The following is a 14,958-nucleotide window of genomic DNA, read 5'->3' on the forward strand; positions in this document are numbered from 1 at the left end:
AAGCAAGCCACGTTGGTTTATAACGAAAGGAGCCCACAAACAATCATTTTGTCGGCTCCCTATCCCTATTATTCTGACAAATAGTTTAATGCATAGCGTACGTGGTACTCTGCTGCTAAAAGTAAGGCACGTTCATCAATATCAAATTGTTCATGATGGTGTCCAAAATGAGTAGCAGGATTTTCAGGGTTTCGTGAACCGACCCGTCCATAGATACCAGGAATTACCGCTAAGTAATCAGCAAAATCATCCGCCCCTAAACTTTTAGGATGATCGGTCACAACATTTTCAAAACCAACAATTTCACTGGCTACCTGCTGTGCACGGTTGGTTGCTTGTTCTTCATTAATTAATGGATTCGCTGCCGCATAAACAGAAAAATCAGCAATTTCTGTGCGATGAGACTGGGCAATTTCATGGGCAATTTCTTCGACTCGTTGTAAAACAAATTGGCGCGTTTCCTGACTAAATGTTCGAACAGTACCTTTAATGGTTGCCTGGTTTGCTACAATATTATAGCGTGTTCCTGCTTGTAAAACGCCAATTCCTACTACGACAGAATCTAAAGGATCAATCTCGCGCGCTACAATTTTTTGTAATTCCACAACGATACTGGCCGCTGCTAAAACAGCATCTCGGCCATTCTGTGGTTGGGCGACGTGACTACTTTGACCACTGACTTCAATTTTAAAAATATCACAAGAGGCGTTGGTGGCGCCTTTGGTAGCGACTAATTTTCCGACCGGCACACTGGAATCTAAATGAATCCCAAACACTTGGTCGATTGCTTCTAAATAATTTCCTTCCACAAATTGTCGAGCGCCTGCACCAATTTCTTCAGCTGGCTGGAAGGCCAGTTTAATCGTTCCTGAAAAGGTATCCTGATGTTTTTTGAGCACTTTAGCTGTACCTAGCAATGCTGCCGCATGACCATCGTGTCCACAAGCATGATTGAGTCCTGGATTTTTAGAAGCATAGGCAGTACCTGTTGCATCTGGTAATTCCAACGCATCAATATCTGCACGTAATAAAATCGTTTTGCCAGCGCCAAGACCTCCTTCAATGGTTGCTAAAACACCCGTTTCCCCTACTTCTACAAAAGGAATAGCTAAGGCTAGTAGTTCTTCTTTAATTCGCTTAATCGTTTCATATTCTTTTAAACTTGCTTCAGGGTATTGATGAAAATGACGTCTTAAATGGATTATCCATTCCTTTTCTGTAGCAATAGCTTCTTGGATTGTTTGAATCGTTGTTGTACTCATTATAAATGCCTCCTTTATTTTTTACCAAATGTTTCCCAGGCTGGAACATTGGCGCCTTTTGATGTTTCTGCAATGATCTTTTTCGTTTCTTCTTGTTGATATTCTTCTACAACTTTTTGATAAAGTTTATTCTCTTGATCTTCTTTTCGGGCCACGACAATGTTCACATAAGGTTTCGCTTTTTCGTTTACAGGTTCTAAGAAAATAGCATCTTTATCTGGTGTATACCCAGCATCGACAGCCATGCCGCTATTAATCACTGAAGCATCGACATCTTGTAAAGCGCGCGCTGTTTGCGTAGCATCTAATTCAGTTATTTTCAATTGGCGTTTATTTTCAGTAATATCACTGACAGTCGGTAGTTGCTGTTTCGCAGGATCTACTTTTATCAGTCCTGCAGTTTGTAATAAAATTAACGCCCGCCCACCATTCGTTGGGTCATTAGGAATAGCAATTTCTCCGCCGTCTTTAATTTTCGTGATATCTTTCAATTTATTAGCGTAAATTCCCAATGGTGCATTGACTGTATTGCCAATTGATACTAATTTCGTTCCATGCTCTTTATTGTAATTGTCTAAAAAGATTTGATGCTGAAAGGCATTTAAATCAATTTCTTTTTCTGCTAATGCTGCGTTTGGTTGCGTATAGTCTGTAAATTCTACCAATTGTAAATCAATATTTTTCTTTTTCAAACGGTCTTTGACCGATTCCCATTCATCATTTTTTGTTCCTACAACCCCTAGTTTAACGGTTTCTGTCTTAGTATCCTTCGCAGACCCCGATGCACAACCTGCAATCGTAAAAGCTAATACCCCAATAAGTCCAATTAATTTACTAAATTTTTTCATTTTGTCAGTTCTCCTTTTTCTAATGTGATGTTTTTTTGATTAATTGATTACTAATGGCTTGACTGATAAATACCATAATTAAAATAATTAACGTGGCCATAAATGTCACATCGGTTTGAAACCGATTGTATCCTCGAGTAATCGCTAAGTTGCCCAGACCACCGGCTCCAATCGCTCCTGCCATGGCTGTTAATCCAATCAAATTAATAATTGTCACTGCTGAAACACGAATAATACTTGGTAACCCTTCAATTAAATAAACCCGAAAAATAATCCCTAAGGGACTCGTCCCCATGGCTTCTGCCGCTTCAATAACGCCAGGATCCACTTCTAATAACGCATTTTCAATTTGGCGCGCGAAGAACGGAATTACGCCAATAACTAATGGGACTAACGCTGCGGTTGTACCAATTGTCGTTCCTGCCAAAATTCGTGTTAATGGTTGAATCAGTGCGAGCATAATGATGAAAGGAATAGAACGACAAACATTAATAATTTTTTCTAAGACGCTATACAGGGGTGGATTTTTCAAAACACCACTGGGGCCAGTACTAACAAGCACGACACCCAACAAGACTCCTAACACGCCAGCAATCAATGCTGTCCAAAAAACCATGTATAATGTTTCCCATGTACTTTGAAGAAACTCTTGTTTTAATTGGACAACATTCGGAAAATATTTCTCAAATAATTGATACATTCTCAGTTCACTCCTTTTTTAAATCACCTGTAAATTCTGCTTTTGCTTCGTTTGCTGATAGGTTTTCAAAACATTGGTTCGCACGCCTTGTTTCGCTAAATAAGTAAGGGCTTGTTGACGCTGGGCCTCATCACCAGAAAGCACCACAATTAAATGGCCAATAGGAACGTTTTGAACAATTTCGACATTGCCGTAAAGGATATTCGTATACACCTGATATTGGCTATACAATTGTGCAATTAATGGCTCATTCGTTTGATCTCCCACATAAGAAAATTCAATTAATTCTTGATTTTTATCTAAATCAGCTAATTTAGGATGTTCAAGAATCGTGGTTAATGCTTGGTCAATATGAGTTGCTGTCCGAATAAAATCTTTGGTTAAAGGTTGTTGGGGTTGACTAAAAATCGAAACAATATCGTTTGATTCGACAACGTAGCCATTTTCCATCACCGCGACTTTATTACAGATTTCTTTAACCACTTGCATTTCATGGGTGATTAAGACAATCGTCAAGTTCAGTTCTTGATTTAACTTTTTTAACAAGGCTAAAATCTGTCCCGTTGTTTTTGGATCTAACGCACTCGTCGCTTCATCACAAAGTAAAATTTCAGGATCATTTGCTAAAGCGCGGGCAATCGCAACTCGCTGTTTTTGCCCTCCTGATAGTTGACTGGGGTAAGCGTCCCGTTTTTCACTTAGTCCAACTAGCTCTAATAAATGGCTGATTTTTTGACGCCGTTCACTTTTACTTAGCCCAGAATATTTTAATGAAAAATCGATATTACTAAATATAGTCCGCTCTTTCATCAAATTAAAATGTTGAAAAATCATTCCAATCTTTTTTCGTTGTTGTCGTAATTCCTTTTTAGAAAAAGTTAAAATATTTTCTTTGTTAATAATAACGGTGCCCGCTGTTGGTCGTTGCAATAAATTAATTACCCGTACTAACGTACTTTTTCCAGCACCGGAATAACCAACGATTCCGTAGATATCCCCTTTATCAATTGTCAAAGACACATCTTGGACAGCCTGAATTTCTTGTTTTTTTTGTTGAAATGTCACACTGATATTTTTTAGTTCAATCATTCTTTATCCCCCTTCATTCTTACCAACCTGCATTTTTTCATAAAAAAGAAAAAAGCATCCTCAACGACACAACTCAAGTTGTATCGTTGAGGACGCTTTTTTGCGTGTTACCACCTCATGTTCAGAATTTGCTCACACAAATTCCCTTTTCAAGTACGGAACAATATGTTCGATACCCTAGCTCGATAACGGGAGCCCCCGTCGCCGCCTTGTGTTTAACACTCGGAGCGCTTGCTCAATAGCCATTTTCCAAAACGTCTTTGTCACCTATTCTCAGCTACCTAGGCTCTCTGTTAGACAAATCAAGTCTTGTACTTACTATATCACTGCTTTTTTATTTCTATTCATTCTAAACTGATTTTCATCTGTTTTCAAAATTAAACAGACTAGAGTTAATGTTCTCTTCGAACAGCTTGTACTGTTCATCATCTACTCTGTCGCTTCGCGCCAGTCGTAGTGATTCACAGCAAAAAGCCCTTCACTAGCGTTTTGCTAGTAAAGGGCGAATGATTCGCGGTACCACCTTTTTTCGAAATATAACTGATTCTTTATATCTCATCTCTTATCCAAGTCTTTATTAACTTGGTGCACATGGTAACGGGTGCTTAGCCGAAATTGCTTACTTATCAGCAATTTATTCTCAGAGGCCATCTTCAACTTTTCTGAACCTTGTCCCTTTTCACCAATCAGGACTCTCTTTTGAAGGTCATCAAAATTTACTCTTCTCTTCAACGAATGAATAGTTATCTGTGATGTTGATTTACACTTTACTAGAGAAAAAAGAGATTGTCAACAGTTTTTCTTAGAAAAAAATCATTTTTCTTTTTTTACGAAAGAGCAATTGACAAACTTTCGTCTATACGTTATTCTATTTCTTGTGCACGAGATTTGTACGATTTTTCAAAAGGAACTTTGGCGATTACTCGTCGCAGTGTAGCCTTTGAAAGTGAACTCTATGGGTTTCACTTCGTTGCAATCCTCGAGTTAGTTTAGCCTTTGAAAGTGCCGCCTTAGCTCAGTTGGTAGAGCACCACCATGGTAAGGTGGGGGTCGCCGGTTCAAGCCCGGCAGGTGGCTTTTTGGTAAAATCCCAACTCTTTAATAAAGAGTTGGGATTTTTTTGTTTTGCCTACCCTTAGTGTTCTGTCAAGATGAGAAAATAACAAAAGCAATTTCTTCATTCCACTCGTTATGGTATATTTTAATTGTTAAATAATTATTGGAGTGGAGTACAATGATGAAACAATTACCTACAGAATCAAAAAAATTTGATTTAAAGAATTGGTGTATTGAAAATAAAGCCTATCTTCTATTGATCATTTTAATTTATCAAGTGGCAGTTTTATCCATCGGCATTATCAATTTCCCTTACTTAGATGATAATGCTCGCCAAGTCGCTGGAATGACAGATTTTGGTACGACTTACGCACGTTGGGGCAGTGAATTTCTCTCATGGTTTGTTCAAGGAAGTCGTCATTTGACAGATCTGGGCTTGACCACACCGATTCTAACAGGTCTTATCTTATCTCTCACAAGCATACTGGCTATTTATATCATCAATGACCAAAAAATTAGCTGGGGTTCCTCTTTAGTAGCTACTTTAATTGGCCTCAATCCTTGGTTCCTTCAATGTCTTAGTTTCAGGTTTGATAGTCCCTATATGGCATTGAGTATTTTTTGTTCGTTTCTTCCTTTTTATTGGTGGCAGCGTAATTCTTTTACGTTTTTCTTGGTTTCTGTTTTTTCACTGTTTGTTATGTTTAATACTTACCAAGCCTCGTCAGGAATTTATATAGTTATCGTCTTATTCCTTACTTTCAAGCAGTTACTTGCTGGAGAAAATTTCATTGCTCTTTGTAAAAAAGTCGCACTTGCTGCTATCGCTTATCTACTTTCTATAGTCAGCTACCTTATCGAGTTAAAATTTGTACCTTCCGCAACAAACAACATTGGGGGCAGTCAGGCCTTACCAAGTTTGCACGATATTCCCAGTGTGGCTTATCAAAATAGTTACCATTATTTTTCAGAGCTATTGAACCAGAGTAATCGTTTATGGCTCTTATTACTGCTCCTACTGCTTGTTTTATTTTTTATTAGTCATCTATCAAATAGCAAAATCAACTTGGGCTTAAGTTTCCTTTATTGTATCTTATATTTAGGACTTGCTTCGCTCTTAAGTTTTGGTATTTTTATTGTCTATTCAAGAAATATCGCTGGTGATGCGCCTCGCTATATTTACGGATTTGCTGTTTTTGTTACAATCAGCATGTTAAGTTTATTTAACAATCGACAAGTGAAAGCAATTTATCTAACTTCGTTACTTGTGGCCAGCTTGTTATCTTATTATATTTTATCGTTTGTTTTGGTGTATTCTTCCACATTAAACTATCAAAAAGAAGCATTCAATCGCCAAGCAGCTGTTTTAACAGATGATTTAAAAAATGTTGTAACAAACGAACGAAAAAAAGTTTATTTAAATACGTTTTTCAAAAATTCAACTGTTTATGCTAATACAAGTCGAAACTACCCAATTCTTTCAAAAATTGTGCCACCAAATGACGGTCTATACTTCCCTAATTACGTTTGGTTCAATACTTCATCGAATTTAGGAGTAGAGATGGCACCACTGACCGATACGGATATGTCTAAAAATCAAAAAGTAGTAAGTAATCACTTTTATGACATTTATACAAACAACAAAGAAATATTTGTGTTTATGAAATAATTTGTTCCATCCAAAAACACTTCTTTTGCAATAAACGTGACTGTATGGTTTGATTAAGATGGATTAAGTATTCTTTTCGGGTACATTTATTACTTCCTGAAACTTGTTTATTTCCCATTTTTCTTATGAAGTAACAAAATTTTTGAGAAAAAACAGCTCGTTTTCTATGTTATGATAGAGAAGTGAAAATCACCAGAAAGGTTGTTGCGGACTATGAGAACTCGTCAGAAAAAATTATTTTTATTTTCAATGATTTTATGGTTAGTTGAATTTTTAATTACACGGATTTCTGATTCTTTTCCAGGAGCAACGCCATTGTTCGTTGTGATTTGCTTGATTCAAGGAATTCTTTTTACTTATTTCTGTCTTGCTTTTTTCTATTATCCGCAATAATCAGTCAAGAAAAGCAATTAGAGCAGATTCAGCAAATTTCTGAAACCGAAAAAATGGCACGTCCTCGTTTTTAGGACGTGCCATTTTTTAAAGCATTATTTGTGTAAAAGCCGTTCGTATCGCCTGTTGAACATTTTGAACAGCATCGATTTGATGACCTTTTGCTTCAGTCAATTCTTTTTCAATATATTTAGGATAGTAGGTTGCCAAATAACCCAAGACCCAGATAGTTGGATCTGAAATAACCGTCTCTGCTAATGGATACAAATAGGCAAGATGCAACCGAATTTCTTCTTCCAAATGCTGCAGCATAATTGGATCATCATTTTCTAAGCGATTCCTAAGTTCAGTACAAATTTCGGAATAGATCGGCGTATTTAACGGTCCAGTTTTTCCTTCTAGTAAGACTGTCTGAGGCTGATTGTCATACCAAAGAAAAGTCAGTGGTTCTGAAAATTGCAACAGTGCTAATTCTTCAATGAACCATTCCCGAGCAAAATAACTAAGTGCTTGGTTCATAACTAAATCTTTTGCGACTTCCACAAATACTGGTTTAGGCAAATATAAACTGGTTTTAATGTTCGCTAATTGTTGATAAACGGGCAATTGATCGCTTACTAACAAGTTCCTTTTAATTGCTTGAATTTGCTGCGTTTCTAATTGTCGATACGCCTCTTCCACTTGCATTAATTGCTGTTCTAACGTTTTTTGTTGTGCTAGCGTTATTTTATTAGTTTGAAGTAGTTGCTTCAATAAAATATATCCTTCAATAAAGCGACGGCTCTGACTATAAATTTGCATATAAATTGCCGCTGTTTCGAGGTTCTCAAAATAAGAATCTTGGAACGCTTCTGCCAATGCTAGTGCTTCGTCAGCTTCATCCATTTCCAACAATAATTGGACAATTTTTTGGTTTACTGGCGGCGTTTGTTGTAGCTGATAGGCTTGTTGAAAATTTTCTAAAGCGGCGATCTGATTATGTTCTACAAGTGCTTCTTCTCCTTTCGCAATAAAACGTTCATAGTTTTTGGGAAATTCATGAATGGTACTCATATCTAATCTCCTTTATTTCTTATTTAAAGCAGATGAGCCTGGGACAAAAATCACTTTGGATTTTTGCTCCAGGCTCAAAACCTGATAACCGGCGGGAACAGAACCAACACTACGCGTTGCTAGGAGCTAAACGGTTCTGTCCCGACCTCGATTTTAACTATTCAAACGGACTTTTTTAGTAAAGATTACGAATAATAATTGCCGTTTCTAGGTCGCCCTCAGCGTTCATCTTCTCCGCCTTTTCCTCTAAACTATACCCAGCAAAACTTTCGTTTGTTAAAACATCTGCTACTGTGAATTTAGCAACTTTTTCAATACTGACTGCATCTGGTGCTACTTCTTGCACGCTATCCCAGCCTGTATCAATAAAGACTTTTGTATCTTCTGTAATCGCTTCGTTTGCTTCTAACACCTGCATAATTTCTTTTAACTGTGCATACGTCATAACCTCGACTTGATTTTCCATTTAAACGCCTCACTTTGCCATTCCTTTTTTAGGATTGGGTTTTAATTTTAGACTTTTTCTTTAATTGTTTTTAATGCGTGATATAAGGCATATTTCATTGGTTTGGCTTTCCATTGGAAATTGCCCATTAATTCTTCGACATGACCACCAAAGGATTGTTTGAATTTAAGAACCCCATCACTTCCATCAAAGACACCGTCAACGCCATAAAAATTATATTTGGGAATGTTATTTTCTACTGTGTAAGTTAACATTTTATGTTGAATTAAATACGGTGCATAGTATTGTTTATATTTTTCATACGTACCACTAAACAAGTAAACAACTTCTTGTGGATGAACAATGAATAAGGCGCCTGCTAAAATTTCAGGTTCATCTGATGTTTTCATTTCTTTAGCTTCGTCAATCCGTTTGCGCACGGTACGAACTTCATCTTCAAATTCACGTTTCTGGTTATTTTTTTTACGGCTTTTAGGATTGGCAATTAACGCTTCATTGACTTCGTTGAGCGTCTCTTGTAATTTGCGTAATTTCTCATGAAGATTTTCTAAATAAGTAGCAAAGTTTAGTTCCGCCACCATAAATTTCGCTCGTTCGCCAAACTCTTCATAAACAGCTTGGTAATAAGCTAAATCCTTATCTTCAAAATTACGTCGTGCACTTGTTTCTTCCGTTAATTTCTTAAAGAGAGGTAACTCTTCGTAACGAAGTTCTCGGGTTGTTACTCCATATTCCCATGTTTTCTTGATGTCATATTTAGCATCTTTTCCATAAGATTTCCAAAGATCTTCTTCTGTTAATCCAGCCATATCTTTGACAAACAGCCAACGTGGCGCGCCATCAAAATTGTGCACATCAAACCCTTGGTGTTCAAAACCAATTGATGTGAAATAGTCAAATGTTTCTTGATTGACCTTTTCAACTTCACCGCCATTAAAATCACGTAAACAAATTTGTTTATTTGGAGTAAAGGTTAAATAAAGGCCATCATTTTTTTTCACATATTTTTTTAAGCCTGTGAAAAAGGCTTCTACACATTTTTTATCTGTATAATCCATCAAAATTCCGCCGTCAATGTCGAAAGCATAACCAATTTTGACTTTTTTCTTGCTTAGGATACACGCAGCAATTAGTTGCCCTTCTCGTTTGACGCCAACGTATTCACAATGCCAGCCACGTCGTTCCAATAAATGTTTCATTTCGGGTGTTTCTAAAAAGTTACCTGCAGGATGTGTCATTGCAAAGGTAGTAAATTCTTGTTCAGTTAATGTACTAAACTGATCCATATCAAACAACTCACAATCTTTTTTTGTTAAATAAATTAGCACTTTTCAGCTTAACCTACTTTTTGCTTTCTTTCAAACAAAGTTACCTCACTGGCTAATTCTTATTTTTCGGTTCTTATTAATTATATCTAATTTTGCTAAAATGCAAACAGTTTTCAACGGAAAAAAAGAATTTCTTTGGAATCTTTCATTTTTGACTGAATATCTTTCTTTTATAAAAAATATCTGAGACAAAAATCTAAAATGATTTTTGTCTCAGATATTAAAACTCATGAAAACCCGTTGAACATCTTTCTCTCAGGTTCTTGATTTACTCAACAGTTACACTTTTGGCTAAGTTCCTTGGTTTATCAACATCGTAGCCTCTTTGTAAGGTTGCATAGTACGCTAATAATTGACCTGGAACAATGCTAACTAAGGCAGAAAGTAACGGATGAACATCTGGAATAATCAGTTGGTCCTGTGGTTTTGCCAAGGATTCCAAGGCAATCACAATATTTCTTGCTCCACGACTTTCGACTTCCTTTAAATTGCCTCTTGTATGGGCTGCGACTTTGGCATCTGTCACAATCCCAATCACAGGTGTTCCTTCTTCAATTAAGGCAATCGTTCCATGCTTCAATTCACCTGCCGCAAAGCCTTCTGCTTGAATGTAGGAAATTTCTTTCAACTTCAAGGCCGCTTCCATCGACACATAATAGTCGACTCCTCGCCCGATATAGAAGGCATTTCGAGTATACGTCAGATAATCTTCCACTAAGGCTTTCATTTGTTGTTTTTCATCAATCAAGGTTTCCATGACAGCTGCTACCACGCTCAATTCGTGAGCCACATCAAATGAGACGGCTGCTAATGTTTGGCGTTCTTCACCAATTGCTTTTGCTAAAATAGCTAAGACAGCGATTTGAGCAGTATAAGCTTTGGTGGAAGCGACAGCAATTTCTGGTCCTGCGTGTAATAACAAGGTATCGTCCGCTTCACGTGATAATGTTGAGCCAGCAACATTTGTTAATGTAAGTGATGGATGCCCTAATTCATTAACCTGTACCAGTACTTGGCGACTATCTGCCGTTTCACCACTTTGACTTAAGAAAATGAAGAACGGTTTTTCAGATAAAATAGGCATGTTGTAGCCAAATTCGCTTGATAAATGAACTTCCACAGGAATACTGGCAATCGTTTCAATTAAAGATTTTCCGACCCAACCTGCATTATAACTTGTTCCACAAGCAATAATGTAAATTCGGTCACATTGATTAATTTTTTCAAGTAACGCCTCATCTAAAGTCACTTTTTCACCTTGAGTATACGCTTGAACAATTTTGCGCATCACTGCAGGTTGTTCATCAATTTCTTTGAGCATATAAAACGGATATGTTCCTTTTTCAATGTCATTTAAATCTAATTGCGCTTCAAAAGGTTCTCGGTTGATTACTTGTCCTTCTGGCGTTTCGATTACTACTTTGTCCGCTGTAACAGTTACAATTTCACCATCAACAATCTCAACAAATTGATTGGTTTCTTTAATCATCGCCATCGCATCACTACAAATAACATTAAAGCCTTCACCTAGACCGATAAGTAACGGGCTTTTATTTTTCGCTACGTAGATAGTATTGGGGTCCATTTTATCCATTAATGCAAAAGCGTATGAACCTTTAATTTCGGCTAAAGCCGCTTTAAAAGCATCTTTTGTTGAAAAACCATTTTCAGCAAAATGAGCAATTAATTGAACGACGATTTCAGTATCTGTATCACCAATTAAGTGAGCACCACTTAAAAATTGTTCTTTTAATTCTTCAAAGTTTTCAATGACACCATTATGCACTAATGCAAAGCGTTGATCGCTTGAAACATGGGGATGTGCATTGGCGACAGTTGGTTCGCCATGAGTGGCCCAACGAGTATGACCAATACCAACTGTTCCATCGATTTCTGGCGTTAATTTTGCTGCTAAATCGGCAATGCCCCCAACTGCCTTAACTACATGGGGCTGTTGGCTTTGATCATTCACACAAATCCCAGCAGAATCATAACCTCTATATTCCAATTTTGTTAATCCTTGAATCAAACTTTCCGTGACATTTTCTTTTCCAATCATTCCGACAATTCCACACATAATGCTAATTCCTACTTTCTAATTGAAATTCTGTATTTACTAGGTCCTGTTTAACTAGCAAATCCCATTATATGTTTCTACCTGCGTGATAACCGCTTTGTTCTAACTTCACAATTAGTTTTTCTTTGTTATCTGTAGAGTGCAGTCCCTAGAGCCACCCGCCGAATCTTCGATAAGCTCTCTCCTCGTCACCTGAACGTTCAGGTCTGGCGCTATCCGATATTGGTCTATATACCTCCTTTGTAAATATATTCCGTAGAAACATAAACAATCATACAATTAAAAGTAGGTGCTTGTCAACAAAAATCTAAAAACCGAAAATTGGTCTAGTTCTTTAAAGTTGCAAAAAAAGAATCTAGTACACTCATAGTAAGCGAAAGTACTAGATTCTTAATAATAAAAAAATATCCGTTCTATTTATAGAACCTTATCAATTTGTTATTTATTGGAATGGATTATAAAACCGGCCACCATTCACATGGAACAACCAGAAACTGATTCCTAATAAGCATAAGGCAAGTAACATTACCGAAAAATCACGCAGATGAAAAGGTTGTTGCGCATACCACGTTCGATTTTTCTTTTGACCAAAACGCCTTAATTCCATAGCGGTACTCACAGTTTCAATTCGATCTAAACTAGATAGGATTAAGGGTAAAACGATTTGTGCTACGCCTTTGATTCGTTGGCCTAACCGTCCCTTTTTAGACATCTCATAACCTCGCGCTTGTTGTGCTAAAGAAATATTAAAAAAATCTTCTTGGATATCGGGAATATAACGAATAGCCAGCGCTACTGCATAACTAATCCGATAACTCACACCAATTCGATTCAGGCTGGAGGCAAATTCACTAGGATTTGTTGTTAATAAAAAGATTAATGCCAACGGAATCGTACAGAAATATTTTAAAACTAAATTAAATTCATAAAATAATTCTTCTTGTGTCAAAGTAAACCGTCCGATTCCTTCCCAAATCACGGTACGTGATTGATATAAATCAACCCCATATTCAGGTGCAAAAAGGTAAACCGTTAAGATATTTAACAAAGAAAAAATAGCAATAAATTTAATAACAAAAGATATTTGATGCCATTTAATATTTGATAATTTTAACAAAACAAGCGAAACCACAGACATTCCTAACAGATAACGAGTATCATACGTGGTCATACAAGCCACAGAGACAACGATTAAAAAGACTAATTTGCTTGTGCCGTTTAAGCGATGAATCCAGGTTGAATCAGGATGATAGCCTAACATTTGTCGTTCACTCATCCAAAACGCACCTCACGATCGTAAGCAACAAATTTTTCCGTAAATAGCAAGGGATTTTCCAAGCCTAACGCTTTAGCAAAGGTAAACAAGCTCGTTTCTTTTAAAGAAGCTGCTTGAATTAATTTTTCATCTGTTAAAACAGCAACTGGAGTCGCATCTGCTAGTAAACGTCCATCACAAACTACTAACGCACGTGTTGTATATTCCAACATTAAGTGCATATCGTGAGTGATCATTAAAATAGTCACACCTAAGCGGTTCAATTCTTCTAAAAATGTCATCATTTCTGTATAATGTTTAAAATCTTGCCCAGCTGTTGGTTCATCTAAAATTAATAATTCAGGTTCTAAAACTAAGATTGATGCAATAGTTACCCGTTTTTTCTGCCCAAAACTCAACGCAGAAATCGGCCAGTTCCGGAAGGGATACAGCCCACAAATATGTAAAATATTCGTCACACGTTCCTCAATTTCTGCTTGTGGCACATCTCGTAAAACTAATCCCAAAGCTACTTCTTCAAAAATCATTTTTTTAGAAATCATTTGATTGGGATTTTGCATCACATAACCAATTTTATCTGCACGTTCTTTGATTGAATAATTGGAAAAATCCTGTCCTTCCCATAAAATCTTGCCAGATTGAGGCGTGATGAACCCGCAAATTATTTTAGAAAGTGTAGACTTCCCGGCACCATTTTTTCCTACAATGCTGATCATTTCTCCATGATGAATAGTTACTGAGAAGTCATCTAACACTTTTTCACCGTGACGATCATATTGATAGGACACTTGTTCCAAACGTAATAGTTCAGCTCCTTTGACTGCACTAACTGAACTAGGTTGGACAGACCACTGTGTCATTTTAGGCAAAACCGTTTCGCCTGATACTTCGGCTAATTTGTCTAAATGACTAACTTGTGTTAAATCAATCCCAGCATATTTCATGGCTGTAACGTACAAAGGTTCACGAATCCCTTGTTGGGTCAACGTATCTTGACGTAACAATTCATCTGGCGTTGTATCAGAAATAATTGTGCCCTCATTCATGACAATAATTCGATCAACTGATTCGCAAAGAACGTCCTCTAAGCGATGTTCTATTATTAAAACAGTCGCTTTTGTTTCTTGTTGAATGGTGTCAATCAAAGTCATTGTTTCTTGTCCCGCTCGTGGGTCAAGATTAGCCAAAGGTTCATCAAAAAGTAAAATTTTTGATTGGTTAATTAGAACGCCCGCCATAGATACACGTTGTTTTTGACCACCTGACAAATCTTGTGGACGGTGTTGCAATAACTGATTCAGCTCAACAATCTCGGACCATTTCTGAACCGCTTTTTTCATTTCTGCTTGTTCAACTGCATCGTTTTCTAAAGCAAAAGCAATATCCTCAGCAACCGTTAAGCCGATAAACTGCCCATCGGTATCTTGCAAAACAGTTCCTACATCAAAAGACAAATCAAATAGACTTGTTTCTTGGATATTTTCACCAGCAACCGTAGCTGTTCCTTGAATCTCACCTTCATAAATATTGGGAATTAACCCGTTGATACATTGCGCCAATGTTGATTTGCCACTACCACTAGGCCCAACGATTAAAACCTTTTCTCCTTCATAGATGGTTAATTGAATCCCCTTTAATGTCGGTTCAGATTGGCTATGATATTGAAAGGAAAAATTATTAAAAGTAATGATTGGTTTTTTCATTCGGCCTCACCTCAGTTTCTCCATAAAAGAAAGGGTCT

12 protein-coding genes, 1 tRNA gene and 2 other annotated features are annotated in these 14,958 nt (G+C 37.0%); of the genes, 3 read left to right on the forward strand and 10 right to left on the reverse strand.

What is annotated here, in order from left to right; genetic code table 11:
- Positions 1-68 precede the first annotated feature (68 nt).
- From IGK82_RS08550 to IGK82_RS08565, 4 genes are read right to left on the reverse strand one after another with little or no spacing between them, the layout of a single operon-like run.
- The gene (locus tag IGK82_RS08550) at positions 69-1,262 is read right to left on the reverse strand and encodes a M20 family metallopeptidase (protein ID WP_016622450.1); all 1,194 of its coding nucleotides are present in this window, start codon (positions 1,260-1,262) and stop codon (positions 69-71) included.
- A gap of 14 nt (positions 1,263-1,276) precedes the next feature.
- Entirely contained in the window at positions 1,277-2,110 is an 834-nt protein-coding gene (locus IGK82_RS08555; RefSeq protein WP_002407486.1) for a MetQ/NlpA family ABC transporter substrate-binding protein, read from the reverse strand.
- 19 nt (positions 2,111-2,129) lie between these two features.
- Positions 2,130-2,810: a methionine ABC transporter permease gene (locus IGK82_RS08560; protein ID WP_002359998.1), complete on the reverse strand. Its 681-nt coding sequence runs from the start codon at positions 2,808-2,810 to the stop codon at positions 2,130-2,132.
- A gap of 18 nt (positions 2,811-2,828) precedes the next feature.
- The gene (locus tag IGK82_RS08565) at positions 2,829-3,899 is read right to left on the reverse strand and encodes a methionine ABC transporter ATP-binding protein (RefSeq protein ID WP_010709657.1); all 1,071 of its coding nucleotides are present in this window, start codon (positions 3,897-3,899) and stop codon (positions 2,829-2,831) included.
- An 85-nt stretch (positions 3,900-3,984) separates the two neighbouring features.
- Positions 3,985-4,235: a binding site (T-box leader), on the reverse strand.
- A gap of 159 nt (positions 4,236-4,394) precedes the next feature.
- Positions 4,395-4,640 (reverse strand) — a binding site (T-box leader).
- 263 nt (positions 4,641-4,903) lie between these two features.
- Here IGK82_RS08565 and IGK82_RS08570 point away from each other — a divergent pair.
- From IGK82_RS08570 to IGK82_RS08580, 3 genes are all read left to right on the forward strand, one after another.
- Positions 4,904-4,976: transfer RNA gene (locus IGK82_RS08570), tRNA-Thr, on the forward strand.
- A 157-nt stretch (positions 4,977-5,133) separates the two neighbouring features.
- Positions 5,134-6,624, forward strand: coding sequence for a glucosyltransferase domain-containing protein (locus tag IGK82_RS08575; protein WP_002385810.1), 1,491 nt, complete (start codon positions 5,134-5,136; stop codon positions 6,622-6,624).
- 213 nt (positions 6,625-6,837) lie between these two features.
- The gene (locus IGK82_RS08580; RefSeq protein ID WP_002383739.1) at positions 6,838-7,017 is read left to right on the forward strand and encodes a hypothetical protein; all 180 of its coding nucleotides are present in this window, start codon (positions 6,838-6,840) and stop codon (positions 7,015-7,017) included.
- A gap of 87 nt (positions 7,018-7,104) precedes the next feature.
- Here the strand turns inward: IGK82_RS08580 and IGK82_RS08585 are convergent, their stop codons facing one another.
- From IGK82_RS08585 to IGK82_RS08610, 6 genes are all read right to left on the reverse strand, one after another.
- Entirely contained in the window at positions 7,105-8,070 is a 966-nt protein-coding gene (locus tag IGK82_RS08585) for a hypothetical protein (RefSeq protein WP_002407485.1), read from the reverse strand.
- A 175-nt stretch (positions 8,071-8,245) separates the two neighbouring features.
- Complete coding sequence (locus tag IGK82_RS08590) at positions 8,246-8,536, reverse strand: hypothetical protein (protein WP_002356942.1); 291 nt, start codon at positions 8,534-8,536, stop codon at positions 8,246-8,248.
- A 47-nt stretch (positions 8,537-8,583) separates the two neighbouring features.
- Positions 8,584-9,822 (reverse strand): aminoacyltransferase, encoded by a 1,239-nt coding sequence (locus tag IGK82_RS08595; RefSeq protein WP_002359935.1) that lies wholly within the window; start codon positions 9,820-9,822, stop codon positions 8,584-8,586.
- Between the two features lie 310 nt (positions 9,823-10,132).
- Positions 10,133-11,941, reverse strand: a complete 1,809-nt coding sequence (gene glmS, locus IGK82_RS08600; RefSeq protein ID WP_002356940.1) for a glutamine--fructose-6-phosphate transaminase (isomerizing) — start codon at positions 11,939-11,941, stop codon at positions 10,133-10,135.
- Between the two features lie 442 nt (positions 11,942-12,383).
- Positions 12,384-13,217 carry an energy-coupling factor transporter transmembrane component T family protein gene (locus IGK82_RS08605; RefSeq protein WP_002359933.1) on the reverse strand — a complete coding sequence of 278 codons (834 nt, stop codon included), beginning with the start codon at positions 13,215-13,217 and terminating at the stop codon, positions 12,384-12,386.
- A complete protein-coding gene (locus IGK82_RS08610; RefSeq protein WP_002396597.1) occupies positions 13,214-14,920 on the reverse strand; it encodes an ABC transporter ATP-binding protein in 1,707 nt (568 codons plus the stop codon). Before IGK82_RS08610 ends, IGK82_RS08605 begins: the two co-directional genes overlap by 4 nt.
- Positions 14,921-14,958: the final 38 nt, after the last annotated feature.

The sequence above is a fragment of the Enterococcus sp. AZ197 genome (assembly GCF_050556405.1).
GTDB lineage: Bacteria > Bacillota > Bacilli > Lactobacillales > Enterococcaceae > Enterococcus > Enterococcus faecalis.

Excerpts from the sequence above, each read along its gene's own strand:
- glmS (WP_002356940.1), bottom strand. The coding sequence starts at position 11,941 with ATGTGTGGAATTGTCGGAATGATTGGAAAAGAAAATGTCACGGAAAGT.
- IGK82_RS08560 (WP_002359998.1), bottom strand. The coding sequence starts at position 2,810 with ATGTATCAATTATTTGAGAAATATTTTCCGAATGTTGTCCAATTAAAA.
- IGK82_RS08610 (WP_002396597.1), bottom strand. The coding sequence starts at position 14,920 with ATGAAAAAACCAATCATTACTTTTAATAATTTTTCCTTTCAATATCAT.
- IGK82_RS08585 (WP_002407485.1), bottom strand. The coding sequence starts at position 8,070 with ATGAGTACCATTCATGAATTTCCCAAAAACTATGAACGTTTTATTGCG.
- IGK82_RS08580 (WP_002383739.1), top strand. The coding sequence starts at position 6,838 with ATGAGAACTCGTCAGAAAAAATTATTTTTATTTTCAATGATTTTATGG.
- IGK82_RS08565 (WP_010709657.1), bottom strand. The coding sequence starts at position 3,899 with ATGATTGAACTAAAAAATATCAGTGTGACATTTCAACAAAAAAAACAA.
- IGK82_RS08555 (WP_002407486.1), bottom strand. The coding sequence starts at position 2,110 with ATGAAAAAATTTAGTAAATTAATTGGACTTATTGGGGTATTAGCTTTT.
- IGK82_RS08550 (WP_016622450.1), bottom strand. The coding sequence starts at position 1,262 with ATGAGTACAACAACGATTCAAACAATCCAAGAAGCTATTGCTACAGAA.
- IGK82_RS08590 (WP_002356942.1), bottom strand. The coding sequence starts at position 8,536 with ATGGAAAATCAAGTCGAGGTTATGACGTATGCACAGTTAAAAGAAATT.
- IGK82_RS08605 (WP_002359933.1), bottom strand. The coding sequence starts at position 13,217 with ATGAGTGAACGACAAATGTTAGGCTATCATCCTGATTCAACCTGGATT.
- IGK82_RS08575 (WP_002385810.1), top strand. The coding sequence starts at position 5,134 with ATGATGAAACAATTACCTACAGAATCAAAAAAATTTGATTTAAAGAAT.
- IGK82_RS08595 (WP_002359935.1), bottom strand. The coding sequence starts at position 9,822 with ATGGATCAGTTTAGTACATTAACTGAACAAGAATTTACTACCTTTGCA.